General features: G+C 40.6%; 12 protein-coding genes and 1 pseudogene. 3 read left to right on the top strand and 10 right to left on the bottom strand.

Annotated elements, in window-relative coordinates; genetic code table 11:
• Positions 1-13: 13 nt before the first annotated feature.
• On the bottom strand, positions 14-1,957 hold the full coding sequence (locus ACYQ0C_RS03945; RefSeq protein ID WP_016277033.1) for an ABC-F family ATP-binding cassette domain-containing protein: 1,944 nt from the start codon (positions 1,955-1,957) through the stop codon (positions 14-16).
• A 555-nt stretch (positions 1,958-2,512) separates the two neighbouring features.
• Positions 2,513-3,486, bottom strand: a pseudogene (locus tag ACYQ0C_RS03940) (rhamnogalacturonan acetylesterase); the annotation flags it as partial.
• Between the two features lie 458 nt (positions 3,487-3,944).
• Here ACYQ0C_RS03940 and ACYQ0C_RS03935 point away from each other — a divergent pair.
• Positions 3,945-5,798, top strand: coding sequence for a beta-L-arabinofuranosidase domain-containing protein (locus ACYQ0C_RS03935; protein ID WP_016277029.1), 1,854 nt, complete (start codon positions 3,945-3,947; stop codon positions 5,796-5,798).
• A gap of 179 nt (positions 5,799-5,977) precedes the next feature.
• On the opposite strand, the gene ACYQ0C_RS03930 is transcribed toward ACYQ0C_RS03935, so the two are convergent.
• The 6 genes from ACYQ0C_RS03930 to ACYQ0C_RS03905 form a co-directional block, all read right to left on the bottom strand.
• The gene (locus tag ACYQ0C_RS03930) at positions 5,978-6,829 is read right to left on the bottom strand and encodes an SGNH/GDSL hydrolase family protein (protein ID WP_016277028.1); all 852 of its coding nucleotides are present in this window, start codon (positions 6,827-6,829) and stop codon (positions 5,978-5,980) included.
• 508 nt (positions 6,830-7,337) lie between these two features.
• Entirely contained in the window at positions 7,338-8,609 is a 1,272-nt protein-coding gene (locus ACYQ0C_RS03925) for an adenylosuccinate synthase (RefSeq protein ID WP_016277026.1), read from the bottom strand.
• A 16-nt stretch (positions 8,610-8,625) separates the two neighbouring features.
• On the bottom strand, positions 8,626-9,117 hold the full coding sequence (locus ACYQ0C_RS03920; RefSeq protein ID WP_016277025.1) for a Fur family transcriptional regulator: 492 nt from the start codon (positions 9,115-9,117) through the stop codon (positions 8,626-8,628).
• A gap of 30 nt (positions 9,118-9,147) precedes the next feature.
• On the bottom strand, positions 9,148-9,816 hold the full coding sequence (locus ACYQ0C_RS03915) for a DNA alkylation repair protein (protein ID WP_016277024.1): 669 nt from the start codon (positions 9,814-9,816) through the stop codon (positions 9,148-9,150).
• 8 nt (positions 9,817-9,824) lie between these two features.
• Positions 9,825-11,837 (bottom strand): dipeptidyl-peptidase 3 family protein, encoded by a 2,013-nt coding sequence (locus ACYQ0C_RS03910; RefSeq protein ID WP_025076750.1) that lies wholly within the window; start codon positions 11,835-11,837, stop codon positions 9,825-9,827.
• 107 nt (positions 11,838-11,944) lie between these two features.
• A complete protein-coding gene (locus tag ACYQ0C_RS03905) occupies positions 11,945-12,412 on the bottom strand; it encodes a helix-turn-helix domain-containing protein (RefSeq protein ID WP_016277022.1) in 468 nt (155 codons plus the stop codon).
• Between the two features lie 333 nt (positions 12,413-12,745).
• Here ACYQ0C_RS03905 and recQ point away from each other — a divergent pair, with 333 nt between their 5' ends.
• Complete coding sequence (gene recQ, locus ACYQ0C_RS03900) at positions 12,746-14,563, top strand: DNA helicase RecQ (protein ID WP_016277021.1); 1,818 nt, start codon at positions 12,746-12,748, stop codon at positions 14,561-14,563.
• A gap of 40 nt (positions 14,564-14,603) precedes the next feature.
• Here recQ and ACYQ0C_RS03895 read toward each other — a convergent pair whose 3' ends face one another.
• Positions 14,604-15,458 carry a tetratricopeptide repeat protein gene (locus tag ACYQ0C_RS03895; RefSeq protein WP_016277020.1) on the bottom strand — a complete coding sequence of 285 codons (855 nt, stop codon included), beginning with the start codon at positions 15,456-15,458 and terminating at the stop codon, positions 14,604-14,606.
• A 117-nt stretch (positions 15,459-15,575) separates the two neighbouring features.
• Here ACYQ0C_RS03895 and msrA point away from each other — a divergent pair, with 117 nt between their 5' ends.
• Complete coding sequence (gene msrA / locus ACYQ0C_RS03890) at positions 15,576-16,061, top strand: peptide-methionine (S)-S-oxide reductase MsrA (RefSeq protein WP_016277019.1); 486 nt, start codon at positions 15,576-15,578, stop codon at positions 16,059-16,061.
• 67 nt (positions 16,062-16,128) lie between these two features.
• On the opposite strand, the gene leuB is transcribed toward msrA, so the two are convergent.
• A complete protein-coding gene (gene leuB, locus ACYQ0C_RS03885; RefSeq protein ID WP_016277018.1) occupies positions 16,129-17,190 on the bottom strand; it encodes a 3-isopropylmalate dehydrogenase in 1,062 nt (353 codons plus the stop codon).
• Positions 17,191-17,249 lie beyond the last annotated feature (59 nt).

Genomic DNA, 17,249 nt, shown 5'->3' with positions numbered 1-17,249 from the left:
TATGATACATACTTTAATTTCCCTGCACCTCTTCTAATTCCATAGAAACGGCCTCCCATTCTTCCACCGTCTGATCCAGTTCCTTTTTCAGTTTCTGATGCTTTTCATACAAAGCCATATCCGATGCACCTTCGGGAGTAGCCATATCGGCTTCCACCCCGCCAATCTCAGTTTCCAGCTTTTCTATTTTCTGTTCACAATCCGCAACTTGTTTCTCCAGTTTGCGAATCTTCTTATTCAATTCTTTTTGCGCCTCATAGGATAATTTGTTCTCACTGACCGTTTCAGGTTCTTCCTTTTTAGCGACAGACACAGTAGGAGAAGCCGAGAGCTGCAACTCGTTCAGATTTTCTATTTTCTTTTTCTGCAAGAAATCATAGATACCGCCGATGTGTTCTTTTACCACCCCTCCTCCGAATTCATAGACTTTAGTCACCAATCCGTCCAGAAACTCACGGTCATGAGAAACGACAATCACCGTTCCGTCAAACTCCTTGATAGCCTCTTTCAATACATCTTTCGAACGCATATCCAAATGGTTGGTAGGTTCGTCCAGAATCAGGAAATTCACCGGTTCCAACAAGAGTTTTATCATGGCAAGACGACTCCGCTCTCCGCCCGACAGCACCTTTACTTTCTTATCTGAAGCCTCGCCTCCAAACATGAACGCCCCCAGAATATCACGAATCTTCAAACGGATATCCCCTTTTGCCACATAGTCAATCGTATCAAAGACACTCAGATTTTCATCCAGCATCTGAGCCTGATTCTGAGCAAAATAACCAATCTGTACGTTGTGTCCGATGGTCAGTTTACCTTCGTATGGAATTTCGTCCATTATACATTTCACTAAAGTGGACTTACCTTCTCCGTTCTTTCCGACAAAAGCCACCTTCTCACCTCTATTGATAGTCAAAGTCACATCGTGGAAAACGACATGGCTGCCGTATGCTTTCTTCACTCCGTCACAAATAACCGGATAATTGCCGGAACGCATGGCAGGCGGGAACTTCAACCGCAAAGCTGAATTGTCTTCATCATCAATTTCAATAGGAACTATTTTTTCCAATTGCTTGATACGGCTCTGCACCTGTACAGCCTTGGTAGCCTTGTAACGGAAACGCTCTATGAAATCTTCCGTATCCTGAATTTGCTTCTGCTGGTTCTCGTATGCACGCAATTGCTGCTCACGACGCTCTTTGCGCAATACCACAAACTCATCGTAAGCCACTTTATAATCATAGATATGCCCGCAAGATATTTCAATTGTACGAGTAGTCACATTATTAATAAATGCGCGGTCGTGGCTCACCAATACAACAGCCCCCGCACTTGTCTTCAAAAAGTTTTCAAGCCATTGGATACTTTCTATGTCCAAGTGATTGGTAGGCTCGTCCAACAGCAACACATCGGGCCGTCGCAACAACAACTTGGCCAACTCTATACGCATACGCCAACCACCGCTGAACTCGGACGTAGGACGGTTAAAATCTTCCCGGTTAAATCCTAATCCCATCAATGTGCGTTCTATCTCAGCCGTATAATTGGTTCCTCCCATCATCAGAAAACGTTCATTGTCATGGGTGAACTTCTCAATCAGTTTATGATAGCTGTCTGAATCATAATCCGTTCTATTCGCCAATTCCTGATTCATTCTCTCAATACCGGCCTGCAAGTCAAAGATATGTTCAAAAGCCATCTCAGCCTCTTCCATCACGGTATGCTTGTCACTCAGGATCATGACTTGAGGCAGATAGCCAATGGTCACATCACGCGGAACAGAGACGACACCCGAGGTAGGAGCCTGTATCCCTGCCAATATTTTAAGCATGGTAGATTTACCAGCCCCGTTCTTTCCAACCAGCGCAATGCGGTCTCTCTTATTAATGACGTATGACACATCCTCGAACAGAGGTGTTACTCCAAACTCTACTTTTAAATTATCTACTGAAACCATTCGTTTTTATCCTTTTGCAAAAGTGGCAGCAAATATACGGTTTTATATGCAAAAAGATGAAATACGGGTAGATAAAAAAGACTCTTACCCTTAACAAACAGGATAAAAGTCTTAAAACATGTTAGAAAACATACTTTTTTAGTTGTTTTATTTGCAGATTTCACTAAAGTCCGTACCTTTGCAATGTGTTTTTCATAGTATTAGATTTAAGGTTAACAAAGGTTGGAGCAAGGCGTTGCTCCTTTTTTTATGTCTGTACTTCCCGGAAAAAAGATGGGGCAGCAGAATATACACACATACTGCGTGCGAAAGGAGCTTAATCTTTCCGCTACCACAAAATCCATGAGACAAAGATTTTTAAAGCAATAACCATAGGACAGGAAAGGGGTAGGGATACGAATAAGATCCTTTAAGGACGAATCTGACGCCAAAATCTTTTGCTCATTCCTTACGACTTACGGATGAAAGCCCTGCTAAAATGCTACTGCTTCATAAGAATTGAAATCGAAAAGAACCTTATCAGCTTCTTTAGAAAAAGTTTTTTATCATCTACCAGATCTCAGCCCCTGTCTGTTTCACCAATTCTATTCGAGGCGATGATTTCGGCATAGAAACATGCTCTTCATATACTCCCGGACGGACAAGTATAGATATTGTTTTTTTGCCACCACCAACTGCCGCATTCACAGCTTCCTGAACTGTAAAGAAATCCCCACTTCTATCTTTCGCCACCACATAATCATAACGCCGCACATATTTTGCCAAAGCCGGCACCTCTTCTATCAGAGCATCGGCTGCCAATCCGGCAACTATACGTCCCCCGTATATATTCAGGTGAGTATTATCAATTTTCCCTTTCGGACAAAATTCATATTGTCCTGCCGGAATCCACATAAACAGTTTTCTTGAGTTCTCGACTCCCATACCGATAACCAGATCATGAGTCAGTTTATTCAAATCAATAAAAGGTACATTCATTTCTTTGGCCACCCGACGGGGAGATTCCAGATATTCCCCATGGGTATCAACCAATGCCGGACCTTCTTTTTCATAACTGCCCTTTATCTCCGTCACACCTTCAGGAGGGAAATTACGACGGACTATAGAATTGAACAGTACAGGATTTCCTCCCTTAGCACGTGTTTCATTCACAAAACGTCTTAAATTACATCAAAGGTACTTCCGGGTTCTGTATGTAATGTGGCTCTAGGTTTCTCGTCATTATGCCCGAATTGAATAAATACATAATCACCTTTATGTATTTTAGAAAGCACCACATCCCAACGTCCTTCATTGATAAAACTGAGTGAACTTCGTCCATTCATAGCGTGATTATCCACCACAACCTCTTCCGTAAAATATCCGGGAAGCATTTGTCCCCAGCCACGCTCTATATTACCATTCTTTAGACTTTTATTCGCCATGGTGGAATCACCAATCATAAAAATAGTAATGGGGTCTTTTCTCTCAACAATAAAAGCCGATAACAGGAGTAAAGCACATAAGGCAAACGACACTTTTAATTTCATGTTTTTCATATACATTTTATAAGTTAAAAAACTTAGGCAAAAGTAAACAAGAACAAGAAAAGGAACCATAAAAAATGATACAAGAATATAGAAATTTGTTCAAAATCATCTTTTAACAATAAAAAAATAACACAGAAAATGATTCCATTTTTCATCTATCGTTTAAAAACTATCATTTCATTCATCATCATTGCAGAACAATTACTAACATCTCTCTCTACCGAAATAGTCTCAATGCACATACCCGATCTTTCCATTACTATTTCCTTTACCCAATTTCAATATTGTCTTTTTCAGTTTTATCATTTACAATGAGTTGTTTTTTCGACAACAACATATAATTTTTCGTCATTTTTCAATCTGAGTGTTTATTAATCTCCTAAAATTAAACAGATCATCACTTTAATTCATAAATTCGCAATCAGTTGAAAAAATATAAATCAATAAAATAAGGCCGTATGCGAAAAAACATTTTAATATTCATGATGATTCTTTCCCCTCTCTATTTTTGGGGACAACACCCCACAGACAATATGGATGTCAGAAAAGTATTCCCATTCCATAATACAGATGTCACATTAAAAAATTCTTGGTTAAAACAACGAGAAGAACTCAATATTACCTTCCTAAAATCCTTAGATCCCGACAGATTATTGCACAACTTTAGAATTACCGCAAAATTACCATCCGACGCAATCCCTTTAGAAGGATGGGAATCTCCGAAAATCGGTTTAAGAGGTCATTTTGTCGGTCATTATCTCTCCGCTGTTTCCAACTTAGTAGAAAAATATAAAGACCCTCTTCTTACCAAACATCTGAATTATATGATAGATGAATTATATAAATGCCAACAGGTTTCAAAAAATGGATATTTAAGTGCTTTCCCCGACAAGGATTTTGAAATATTAGAAACAAAATTCTCTGGAGTATGGGCACCCTATTATACTTATCATAAAATTATGCAAGGAATGTTAGACGTATACATCCATACAAATAACAAAAAAGCTTATGATATATTGTCAGGTATGACCGACTACGTAATTAACCGTATGTCCAAACTAAGCAACAAGACAATAGAAAGGATGATATATACCGTAGAAGCCAATCCACAAAATGAAATGGGAGCAATGAACGAGGTATTGTACAAGCTTTATCAAATTTCAAAAGCACCTAAACATTTGGCACTAGCTAAATTATTTGATCCTGACTGGTTTGCTGATCCTTTATACAAAAATGAAGATATTCTATCAGGGTTACATTCCAATACCCATTTGGTACTTGTAAATGGATTTGCCCAACGTTATGCCATTACAAAAGAGAAAAAATATCATGATGCAGTCATTAATTTTTGGAATATCCTAACCAATCACCATATTTATGCCAATGGCACCAGCAGCGGGCCTCGTCCTAATGCAACAACTAAAACTTCTGTGACGGCAGAACATTGGGGGGAACCAGATCATCTCTGCAATACTTTAACTAAAGAAATCGCAGAAAGTTGCGTGTCACATAACACCCAGAAGCTATGTTCCTATATTTTCACATGGACCGCCAATCCTCAATATGCAGATTCATATATGAATACATTCTATAATGCTGTTCTTCCAGCACAAAGCAGCCACAGTGGTTCCTATATATATCATTTACCATTAGGCTCACCACGCAACAAAAAATATCTGAAGGATAATGATTTTGCGTGTTGTAGTGGTTCGTGTGCCGAAGCCTACACGCAACTTAACTCAAATATCTATTATCATAACGATTCTATACTTTATGTGAACCTTTATATCCCTTCAATTGTGAAATGGAGACAAAAGGACATACAGTTAGAGCAGAACAGTTATTTTCCTAAAGATTCCACAATCAATTTCACAGTCTCAACCAAACGAAAATCCCAATTCATTTTAAAATTATTACTTCCTTCGTGGAGCAAAGGAGTTGACGTATACGTCAATGAAAAAAAACAACATATCAATACGGCTTCAGCCGCATCATATCTTGAATTAAACAGAATCTGGCGTGACCAAGATAATATCAGATTAGTGTTCCACTATGATTTTCACTTAAAACCAATGCCTGACAATCCTAACACATTCGCAATTTATTATGGTCCGATGTTACTGGCATTTGAATCCAAATCGGAAGTAATATTAAAAGGCGAAACAAAAGAGATTCTAAAAAATCTTTCTGTTTCAGATCTCAAAAAGGCTACTTTCCAACTAACTAATAATAACAAAAACTATCAACTCCGCCCATTATATGATATAGACAATCAATCCTACGGAGTATATGCAACTATCAAAAATTATTAGATTCAGTTATTCCGCCAGCTAGCCGTTTGTGAAATTAGCGAAAAACCAAGGATCAGCCATATTATCGTATAATTCTCACTCTAAACTTTGTGAAGAATCTGTAGCACAACATAAATGAATACAGATTCTTCACCCTCACTAAAAGACAAAATAACAAATCCAGTAAATGATCACTTACTTTAAAACGTCGCAGGCAAAGAAAGCAATTGGTACATCAGTGTACGTGCCATGCGTTCCTGACCATTGGTATTAGGATGCAGCCGGTCATACCCCGGATCATAGAAATAAATAAGCTGTTCTTCAATCATCGGATTCATACCGGTAACCGAATTAAAATCGACCACCGGAACACCCCACAAATTACCTGCTTCTTTAACAGCCTGTACATAAGCATCCACATATTCTCCACACTTATTCTGATAACTTTCATCCGGTTGTACATTCTTTTCGCCAAACTCCGCCAAAGAACGATGCAAAGGAGTCAACAAGACAATCTGTTTGTCCGGAAATAGTTTTTTCAAATGGCTCAAGCCAAGATTAATGCGCCCTTTATACGTATCATTCGTCATCACAGGAGTACGTCTTTTACGGGTTTCCATTTTTTTAACTTCGCCACGGGCAGCCATCACCTGTTCTTCTTTCTCCGTAAACCAAACTCCAACAGGTACACTACTATTAAAATCATTGGTTCCCATCAAGACAACAATAGCATCAACTTCCTCCCCATGCTCCTTTTTCAATTGCTCTGCCTGACGGGACACATCATTCCATTGGCGGCCACTCACTCCATATACATAAGGAGTCATATCCAGCCATTCCTTCAAAAAGTCCCAATATTTCTTTATGTTGTCTCCATAACAATTAGGGTCAGTTATTGAATCACCTATATAACCCACCCTTTTCCCATACCACGGATGCTGAACACAACCTTTCTTACATGATTCTTTTCCATCCGAAGACACTTCCTGCCCGCATAACCACAACGGACACAACAATAAAAGAGCAAATACAATAAAATGTTTGTTTTTCATAAATAGCTGTTTATATTAAATCGTTCATTAGACAACTTCAAAATTAATAAATAAGAACTAGAAAACCACCGTTACCAACATTTATTTTCATCTACCGGTCTCCACACGATTATTTCCTACTCCTTTCAAGCATAATCGGAAGCAATCTACATCATTGGAATAAGAAGAAAAAGTCTGGCATCCCCCTGCCAATCTTCAATTACAAGTAAACACAACTTTACTTTTCCACTCTGATTTGTTAACAAACTCCCGCATATCCATAAAGCATGTTATAACATGGCCAGATACAGTGCTAAAACTTGCAATTACAAATTAAGTCCGTATCTTTGCACTGTGTTTTTCATAGTATTAGATTTAAGGTTAACAAAAGATTGGCTGTCTGGGATAGATAGCCTTTTTTTATGCCTTCAACTCTCCCCCCTTCCAATACGGGAACAGGCATAAAAAAAGAGACACTGACTCCAAAGGAAGACAGCATCTCTTCTTTATCTTATAAAATGGCCTCTTCTTATTCTTCTGTATATCGTTCAATAGTCTGATCACGGTCAGGACCCACTGAAACAATCTTAATCGGAGTTTCCAATTGTTCTTCCAGGAAAGAAAGATACGCATTAAACTCTTCCGGGAACTCATCCTCGCTGGTCATCTTGGTCATATCAGTCTTCCATCCCGGAAGCTCCGCATACACAGGTTCCAGCCCTTCGCTAATGTCGTATGGGAAGTAATCAATTTCCTCACCCTTTACTTTATAAGCCACACATGCTTTGATGGTTTCGAAATCATCCAGCACATCGCTCTTCATCATAATCAGCTGAGTCACCCCATTCACCATAATAGAATACTTCAAGGCTACAAGGTCAATCCATCCACAACGACGTTCACGACCTGTCACCGCGCCATATTCATGCCCCAGATCACGGATTTTCTTACCCGTTTCGTCAAACAACTCAGTAGGGAAAGGTCCTGATCCCACGCGGGTACAGTATGCTTTCATAATACCATATACATTGCCGATTTTGTTCGGGCCAATACCCAAACCGGTACAAGCGCCTGCACAAATGGTATTTGAAGAAGTGACAAAAGGATAAGAACCAAAATCAACATCAAGCATCGTTCCTTGCGCGCCTTCGCAAAGCACACTCTTGCCAGACTTCAATAAACCGTTGATTTCATGTTCACTGTCCACCAAATGGAACTGTTTCAAGTATTCAATGCCTTCCAGCCATTGTTTTTCCAATTCGGTTATATCGTATTCATAGTTCAGACTCTTCAAGATCTCTTCATGACGTGCCTTCGCCTTTGCATACACCTCTTCAAAATTATGAAGGATATCACCTACACGCACACCGTTACGGCTGACTTTATCCGTATAAGTAGGACCGATACCTTTTCCGGTAGTTCCCACTTTGGCATCGCCCTTGGCAGCTTCGTATGCCGCATCCAGAATGCGGTGAGTAGGTAAAATCAAATGAGCTTTCTTTGAGATGTGTAAACGTTCTTTCAGCGGGTGCCCGCTAGCCTCCAAAGCCTCAGCTTCCGCCTTGAACAAAGCCGGATCCAATACCACACCATTACCAATAATATTTACCTTGTTTCCTTGAAATATTCCGGAAGGAATGGAACGGAGCACATATTTCTGACCTTCGAATTCCAGTGTATGACCCGCATTCGGACCTCCCTGGAAACGAGCTACTACATCATAACGGGGAGTCAGCACATCAACAACCTTTCCTTTGCCTTCATCACCCCATTGCAAACCTAACAAGACATCTACTTTCATGTTTCTTCGTTTTATGTTACTTATCTTTTTTCTTTCTACGCTTGGCCCAGGTACATTTGCTACATACGCCATATATATATAAGGAATAGTGCGAAGCATGAAATTTCTTCAGCTTCGTGTCGGCAATGGCTTGTTTCAGATTCTCATCCTGGAATTCCGTCACTTTACCGCATTCCATACATATCATGTGATGATGGGTTTCATTATTGTACGCGCGTTCGTACTGGGAAGAATTGCCGAACTGATGCTTAATAACCAATTTTGCATCGATAAAAAGAATGATGGTATTATAAAGAGTAGCCCGGCTTACGCGGAATTTCCCCTCATTCGCCATATAATTATAAAGAGTATCGATATCAAAATGGCCTTTAATGGAATAAATAGTATCGAGTATAGCATATCGTTCAGGTGTCTTTCGATGCCCGTTAACCTGCAGATATTCTGTCAGGATCTGCTTTACCTTATCTTTCACATTCTCTTCCATCACAGATTTCAGTTCTGCCGTCAAAGTTAAACCTTTTTATGATAACATGAAAGTTTAATGCCAATATTCTGTTTCTAATTTTATCTCTCCAGCCAAAGAAGCGAGTTCCACTTTATCTGATTTTGTCAATGGAGCCAGTAATCGGTTCGCCTTTTTCCCATTTTCTTTGCTTTGGACAGCAAACTTCTTCAAGGCAGTAGCAGCCGCTTTCCGGGTCAGCACCCCTTCACTTTGCAAAGTTGCCATTGCCTGATCCAGAAATTCAGCCTCTGAACGCTCTGTCAGTTGGTTTCCGTTCATCAGCAGCCTTGCCATCAGCATAAAACCGCATAACTGGAAGTATTCACGGTCATCGGCCATCCATTCAAAGGCCTTCTCCGAAGCGTAGGGCAAATGCTGAAACAGGCTCATGCAAGTCAGTTCCGCTATTTCCGGGTAGCGCATGTCCTCTACCCATATATCCGCTATTTCCGGATAAAATGTTTCTACTGGCTGCAACATCCCTGCCAGGATTTTACATTCACGGATATTCTCTTTCCATAAAGCCTGTGCCACCTCATGATTTTTTTCATAACGGGAGGCTATTTCTTTCAAACGAGGAAGTTCGATACCAAAATTCAGCTTATAGTCCAATCCTTTCTCGCGCATGCTTTGGGAAACCACCCCATTCATAAACAAACGGAATTGTCCCTTAATGTCTTTTATTGTCTCGTGTACATCCATATTTATTTTTATTCATTCCTATAAGGAAGATTTGCAAATTCTTTACTATAACGCAACATCTGCTCCGCATAGCCTTCATTATAAGATATTTTTACATCTATAATCTTTCCATCCTTATCTGTCACAGCCTCATATACAGGATTTATAAAGCCTTTATAAGGAGCCAGATGCAGTTTTTCATAACGTGCCAATACCTCAGCATGCAAAACCGGATCAATTTTCACCGCATACTTCTCAACCAATTTACGGGCAGCCTCAAAATCGCCTTCACTTTTAATACGCTGTATTTCAGACAGCAACAATCCGAAAAGAGTACGAAGTTTTTGATAATCATTTATCCTCACATACGTTTTTCCGTCCTTCTTAACCAGCTCAACCACTTTATCCGACGCACCTTTCTCAAACGCCCACCGCGCAATAAGCTGGCGGTTGCGCATGTGCGCCTCTTCCACCCTATTACCTAATTCGATACGGACCAGCTGGGTCATCAGACCGTTCATCATATAAGTATAATATTCCGCTTTAAAAGCATCCCCATCCGGTGTAAGCCCCAGTTCAATCATTTTGGCATCCGGCAGATAATACAAGCCAAACAAATCGGCACGTGCTTCCTCAATGGTAGATCCGTATGCTTTCAAGGCATCCTGATCCACTCCGGGTAACAACTGTCCTGAACCATGGCCCAGACATTCATGCAAATCAGTATGCAAATTTCCCGTAAGATCTGCATATTTCTCTATCCATCCCTTTTCGTCGGCACCATAAACAAATTCATCCGTAAATCCATTACCATGAGCCGCTTTATAGTAGGCATCCGTCAAGTTTCCAATGGTTACTGACTTGGAACCATGCACACTACGAATCCAGTTGGAGTTAGGAAGATTGATCCCGATAGCCGTGGCAGGATACAAATCACCGCCTAGCATGGCGGCTGTAATCACCTTGGCCGACACACCTTTCACTTCCTTTTTCTTGAACCGATGATCCACAGGCGAGTGGTCTTCAAACCATTGGGCATTAGCGCTGATGATTTCCGTACGCTTGGTTGCTTCCAGATCTTTAAAATTCACAATGGATTCCCAACTAGCCTTCATTCCCAACGGATCTCCGTAGCTCTCAATAAAGCCATTGACAAAATCCACACGTGAATCCAGATCTTTCACCCATGCTATAGAATATTCATCAAAATCTTTCAAATCACCATTCTTGTAAAACCGGATTAATTTCTCGATAACAATTTTCTGTTGCGCATCTTCCGCCACATCAAGAGCCTTGTCCAGCCAATAAACGATCTTATCAATGGCCTGTCCATATAACCCTCCCGATTTCCATACCTTCTCTTGTACTTTTCCGTCTTCTTTTACCAAACGGCTGTTCATGCCAAACATGACCGGCATCATATCATTCGGATTCTTCTGATTATTATAAAAATCTTCCGCTTCTTTCTGGGTTACCCCTTCGTAATAATTCGCTGCAGAAGTCAGGACCAGATCTTCCCCATCCGCCTGATTTACACGTTTAGGCATTGTTTCAGGATCGAAAACTACCGGAAAAACCTCCGCACAAAGTTCTTCCACTGTTTCCCCCTCCCTCAAAGGCAACTTTAACGCATCCACATGCCTTAATGCATCTTTGAAAAATTCCGGAGTGAAACCAGGCACAAACTTGTCCGAAGCATAATGATGATGAATTCCGTTAGAAAACCATACACGTTTCAGATAAGTTTCCAAATTGACGAAATTCACGTTTGTACGGTCCCCTTGATAATCCGTATATACGGTTTCCAACATTTTACGAATAAGCAAATTGTATTTACCATTCTGATCAAATAATATATCGCGGCCTTGCAAAGCTGCTTGTGACAAGTAGTAAACCAACTCTTTCTGTCTCAAGCTCAAAGATTCAAATCCATGCACTTTATATCGAAGCAACTGTAAGTCTGCAAATTGTTCAACCGTGTAATTAAATTCCTTCATTTTATTCATACTCTTATCTACTTCATTGCAACCTGTCGGTCTCATTTCTACAATCAATGTTTTTCTCACAGATACATAATTCGTGAGCCGAAACAAAAAAAGGAAAACTATTGTTTTCCTTTTTCAAAATTATAATGTAGCAATCTACGCTCTTACTTTTTTTCCTGGTTTTTCTTGCGATAGCCATTAGGAGTTTCACCCACATTTTTATAAAATGCAGCATAAAAAGATTGACGATTAGCAAAACCTACCATTGCACTAATCTCCTCCACATTCTTGTCCATGTAACGTTTATCAACCAAAAGATGCAAAGCGTCTTTAATACGATACTCATTCAGCAGACAAGAATAATTCATGCCGAAGCGAGAATTCACCACTGCTGACAAATAACGGGTATTCGTCTTTAACTCTTTCGCCAAGTCCTTCGCTGAATAATTGGGGTCTTTGTACTTTTTCTGAACTACTACGATGTTCAAGATCTTATCATACAATTCATCGGCAAGTTCTGCTCTAATCAAGGATCTGTAAGCAGCCTTTTTCTCTTTCTTCTCTCTCAGGTTATAGGGCTGTTTCTTAGGAGCCGCTTCCTGGGTTTCTGATTTTTTTTCCACGTCGCTCATCAGTTAATTTTTTCTTTTAATTTTTCGTTGTTTGGTTAGTTATATAAATGCAAATATGTAATTTTGGACAAATGTGGGAAAAGTTTTTTTCATGTGCAACTTTTTCCACTTAATTTATTTCTTAAATAATCACAACACTTTGTTTTTTATGCAGCAAAAAAAGTTTATTTGTGCTATCTACAATAACCTGACCCACTTTCAAGTAGTAATTTCAAACCAAGTGAGTTACGAATAAAAGTATATCCTATCTATTATTATCGGGAAGAGATTCCGGCCAAATCTAAAGATTTTACTACCTTTGTGGTTCATTACGTTTTAAAATAACAAACAGACATGTTCCAAACCCTAAAAAATTACTTCGGATACGCTAGTTTCCGTCCTTTGCAACAAGATATTATCCAGAATATATTAGCTAAAAAGGACACTTTAGTATTAATGCCTACAGGAGGAGGAAAATCCATCTGTTACCAATTACCGGCTTTACTGATGGAAGGTACGGCCATTGTTGTTTCACCGCTTATTTCTTTAATGAAAGATCAAGTGGAAAGCTTACAAGCAAACGGAATCGCAGCACGGGCACTGAACAGCAGCAATAATGAAACTGAAAATATAAATCTACGTCGCGAATGTCTTCAAGGAAAAATCAAACTGCTTTATATTTCACCGGAACGGCTGCTTATAGAAACAAATTTTCTGCTGAGAGATATCCAGATATCTTTATTTGCCATTGACGAAGCTCATTGCATCTCACAATGGGGACATGATTTCCGTCCTGAATATACTCAGTTAAAAGTATTACGTAATCAGTTTCCCGAAGTACCGATTGTAGCATTGACTGCCACAGCCGATAAGATAACCCGAAAAGACATTGTACAACAACTGGACTTGAAGGATCCTAAAATATTCATTTCTTCTTTCGACCGCCCCAATCTGAGTCTGGAAGTAAAAAGAGGTTATCAACAAAAAGACAAGACACGGACGATCCTTGAATTTATAGAAAAGCACAAAAACGAATGCGGAATCATTTATTGCATGAGCCGCAGCAAGACCGAAAGTGTGGCCGCAATGTTGATGAAACAAGGCATCCGCGCAACCGTTTATCATGCAGGATTAAGCAGCGAAATGCGCGACAAGGCACAAAATGATTTCATAAATGACCGTGTACAGGTGGTGTGTGCCACTATTGCCTTCGGAATGGGAATTGATAAATCCAATGTACGTTGGATCATTCATTATAACCTGCCTAAAAGCATCGAAAGTTTCTATCAGGAAATAGGACGCGCCGGACGTGATGGCATGGAAAGCGACACGTTGCTGTTCTATTCATTGGGAGACTTGGTTATGCTTTCCAAATTCGCCACAGAAAGCAACCAGCAGGAAATTAATCTGGAAAAACTACACCGGATGCAGCAATATGCCGAATCGGATATCTGCCGGAGGCGTATTCTGCTGAACTATTTTGGAGAAACAATGGATCATGACTGCGGCAACTGTGATGTGTGCCGTAATCCTCCCGAACGTTTTGACGGAACAATCATTGTACAAAAGGCTTTGAGTGCCATTGCCCGGACCGGCCAGCAAATAGGCACCCGCATGTTAATAGACATATTGAAAGGGTCGGCCAACCAAGAAGTGATTGACAAAGGTTATGACAAACTGAAAACATACGCTGCCGGAAGAGATATTCCCGCACGCGACTGGCAAGATTATCTGCTGCAAATGCTGAATTTAGGATATTTCGAAATAGCCTATAATGAGAACAATCACCTCAAAATAACTGAAAGCGGGCAAAAAGTATTGTTCGGCAAAGAACCCGCCATGCTGGTAGTCATCAAACGGGAAGAATTTGTACCAACTAAAGAAAAGCGCAAAAAGAAAGCCAAGGAAGAGGTACTCTTTCCCACTCCGGTTACTTTTGGTAATGAAAACAAGGACTTGTTCGAGGAATTACGCACACTGCGTAAAAAACTGGCGGACCAGCAAGCCATACCTGCCTATATTGTTTTATCCGACAAGACTTTGCATCTGATCGCCACCCAACAACCTACAACCATAGAAGCATTCGGCAATATCAATGGTATCGGCGAATATAAGAAAGAGAAATACGGAAAAGAATTTATAGAGTTGATAAAAAAGGTATTGAAGGAATGAAAAGCACGATGACAGTCCGGCAATAGCCCTATCCGTATTTTTACTTACTCGCCTTCAGTTTATCCTGCAATTCCGGTCGGGGCACTCCCAATTCTATTGCTTTTTCAAAAGCGACATACGCTTCTCTTTTTTTCTTCTGACTTAAATAGATCTCACCACACATCACATAAATCTCCGCATCGTCGGGTGCCAGTTTGGCGGCCTCCTCCAAATCCAATAAAGCCAGATCAGGCGTATTCATTTCCACAGCCAATGTAGCGCGGGCTTTCAAATAAGAGACATCCTTGGGATTATCGGAAACCAATCTGTTGAAATCTTCCAACGATTCACGATATCTCAACTCCTTCTGATTTAAAATCGCCCTGCCCAAACGTGCCGTATTATTTCCCGGCTCCTCCTGTAACAAGGTGTTATAATCGATTCTCGCTCCTTTATAATCCCTGCGTTGCATATAAATATAAGCCCGGAAAAGTAACGCTTCCTTATTTGTCTTGTCTATATCAATCACATTACAATAATCTACATAAGCCCTGTCAAACAAATTTTTCTCCAAATACAACGAAGCACGATTAAGCAATGTCACAACAGAATATGGAGTGATATTCAAAGATAACGTGTACGAATCAATAGCATCGTCTATTTTCCCCAATCTCCGCTGGACCGTTCCTAAATTAGTAAACAATAAAGCATTGCGCATATTGGCAGGATCCATCTTCAATGCCTGTTTGAACAATGTCTCTGATTTCCTCAAACTGTCTTTTTTTGCTGCGTCCAACGCACTGGTTATCAACTCATCATAAGTTTGCGCCTGCAACTGCATACATGCACATAACAACATAAGATAACATACTATCTGTTTCATCCGATTTTCCATACTAATTAATTCCGGTTGCAAAGGTAGAGGAATCTTTAACGATATTCCTTTAGTTTAATTAAAAAAAGCATAAGGTAAGTTTCTCGTTTTAAAGGGTATTCCGTATATTTGGCATACAATTTTAAAAGAATAAAGAACATGAAAGCAGAAAAAGCGATATTCGCCGCCGGATGCTTCTGGGGCGTACAGCATCAGTTCGAACGTATTCCGGGAGTATTAAACACCACTGTCGGTTACACAGGCGGCCCGGAAGCCAACCCTGCATATACTCAGGTAAAAGCCCACCAGACACACCATGTAGAAGCCATTCTTGTAGATTATGACGCCGACAGGGTCTCATATATCGATTTATGCAAACTATTTTTTGAAATACATGATCCTGCACAAACCGATGGAATAGGCCCCGACCTCGGGCCGCAATACCGAAGCATGATTTTCTACCTGGATGAAAAACAGAAATCTGAAACAGAAGAGGTCATCGGACTGCTTCGCTCGAAAGGTTATACAGTCAATACCCAATTACGTCCTGCCGAGAAGTTCTGGGAAGCAGAAGACTATCACCAGCATTATTATGACAAGACGGGAGGAGAACCTTACTGCCATATACGCGTAAAGAAATTCTAGATAAAATAACAGAGGTGTGCCAAATAACGACTTTTGACACACCTCCTGTAAAAGACCTATCAATCTTTTATGCCTTCTTGATATAATCCACTATCCAGGCGCCTACTTCCTTGGTGCCATACTTGGCTCCGCCTTCAACCTGAATTTCCGGAGTACGCACATTTTCATCCAGAGAAGCATCTACGGCCTTCCGAATCAAAGCGCCTTCTTCCTTAAGGTCAAAATACTCAAAAAGCATGGCTACCGAAAGAATTTGAGCCAATGGGTTGGCTATGTTCAATCCCTTAGCCTGCGGCCATGAGCCGTGAATCGGTTCGAATACCGGAGTGCTTTCACCTGTGGAAGCAGAAGGAAGCAGTCCCATAGATCCGCTGATGACAGAACCTTCGTCTGTCAGGATATCACCGAAGGTATTCTCGGTCACCATCACATCAAAGAAACAAGGGTCCTGAAGCATCTTCATGGCGGCATTATCCACAAACATATAGTCTGTAGTCACTTCCGGATACTGGGGGGCCATCTCTTGGGCAATCTGTCTCCACAGACGTGAAGACGCCAGCACGTTAGCCTTATCGACTACGGTCAGGTGTTTGCGGCGCTTCATGGCGTATTCAAAAGCCACTTTCAAAATGCGCTCAATTTCCGGACGGGTGTACATATTGGTATCGTATGCCTTGTCGTTATCCTGATATTTTTCGCCGAAGTACATTCCTCCGGTCAGTTCACGGATACAGATAAAATCGGCATTCTCCACCAGTTCCGCCCGCAACGGAGACTTATGAAGCAAGCACTTGAATGTCTGTACAGGACGGATATTGGCAAACAAGCCCAACTTTTTACGCATAGCCAGCAAACCTTGTTCCGGACGTACTTTTGCTGTAGGGTCATTATCAAATTTAGGATCACCTACCGCCGAGAACAACACTGCATCCGCATGCTTACAAGCCTGAAAAGTCATTTCAGGAAACGGATCGCCCACTTTATCAATCGCATCCGCGCCACAGATAGCATATTCATAACTTACTTTGTGGCCAAACTTCTCACAAATCGCGTTCATTACATCAACGCCTTGCACTGAAATCTCCGGTCCGATACCGTCACCGGCTAAAACTGCAATCTTAAAATCCATTTTTTTAGTGATTAATGGTTAGCGGTCAGTACTGAACAGTTAGCGGTTAATGAAGTCTG

It is taken from the genome of Phocaeicola sartorii JCM 17136 = DSM 21941 (genome assembly GCF_054653615.1).
Note: the sequence above shows the minus strand (reverse complement) of the source record. Positions and strands in the feature narration are given on the sequence as shown.

Bases quoted from the DNA above. Each gene is read 5' to 3' on its own strand.
- ACYQ0C_RS03915 (WP_016277024.1), bottom strand. From the start codon at position 9,816: ATGGATGTACACGAGACAATAAAAGACATTAAGGGACAATTCCGTTTG.
- ACYQ0C_RS03935 (WP_016277029.1), top strand. From the start codon at position 3,945: ATGCGAAAAAACATTTTAATATTCATGATGATTCTTTCCCCTCTCTAT.
- ACYQ0C_RS03925 (WP_016277026.1), bottom strand. From the start codon at position 8,609: ATGAAAGTAGATGTCTTGTTAGGTTTGCAATGGGGTGATGAAGGCAAA.
- ACYQ0C_RS03910 (WP_025076750.1), bottom strand. From the start codon at position 11,837: ATGAGACCGACAGGTTGCAATGAAGTAGATAAGAGTATGAATAAAATG.
- ACYQ0C_RS03930 (WP_016277028.1), bottom strand. From the start codon at position 6,829: ATGAAAAACAAACATTTTATTGTATTTGCTCTTTTATTGTTGTGTCCG.
- ACYQ0C_RS03905 (WP_016277022.1), bottom strand. From the start codon at position 12,412: ATGAGCGACGTGGAAAAAAAATCAGAAACCCAGGAAGCGGCTCCTAAG.
- leuB (WP_016277018.1), bottom strand. From the start codon at position 17,190: ATGGATTTTAAGATTGCAGTTTTAGCCGGTGACGGTATCGGACCGGAG.
- ACYQ0C_RS03945 (WP_016277033.1), bottom strand. From the start codon at position 1,957: ATGGTTTCAGTAGATAATTTAAAAGTAGAGTTTGGAGTAACACCTCTG.
- msrA (WP_016277019.1), top strand. From the start codon at position 15,576: ATGAAAGCAGAAAAAGCGATATTCGCCGCCGGATGCTTCTGGGGCGTA.
- recQ (WP_016277021.1), top strand. From the start codon at position 12,746: ATGTTCCAAACCCTAAAAAATTACTTCGGATACGCTAGTTTCCGTCCT.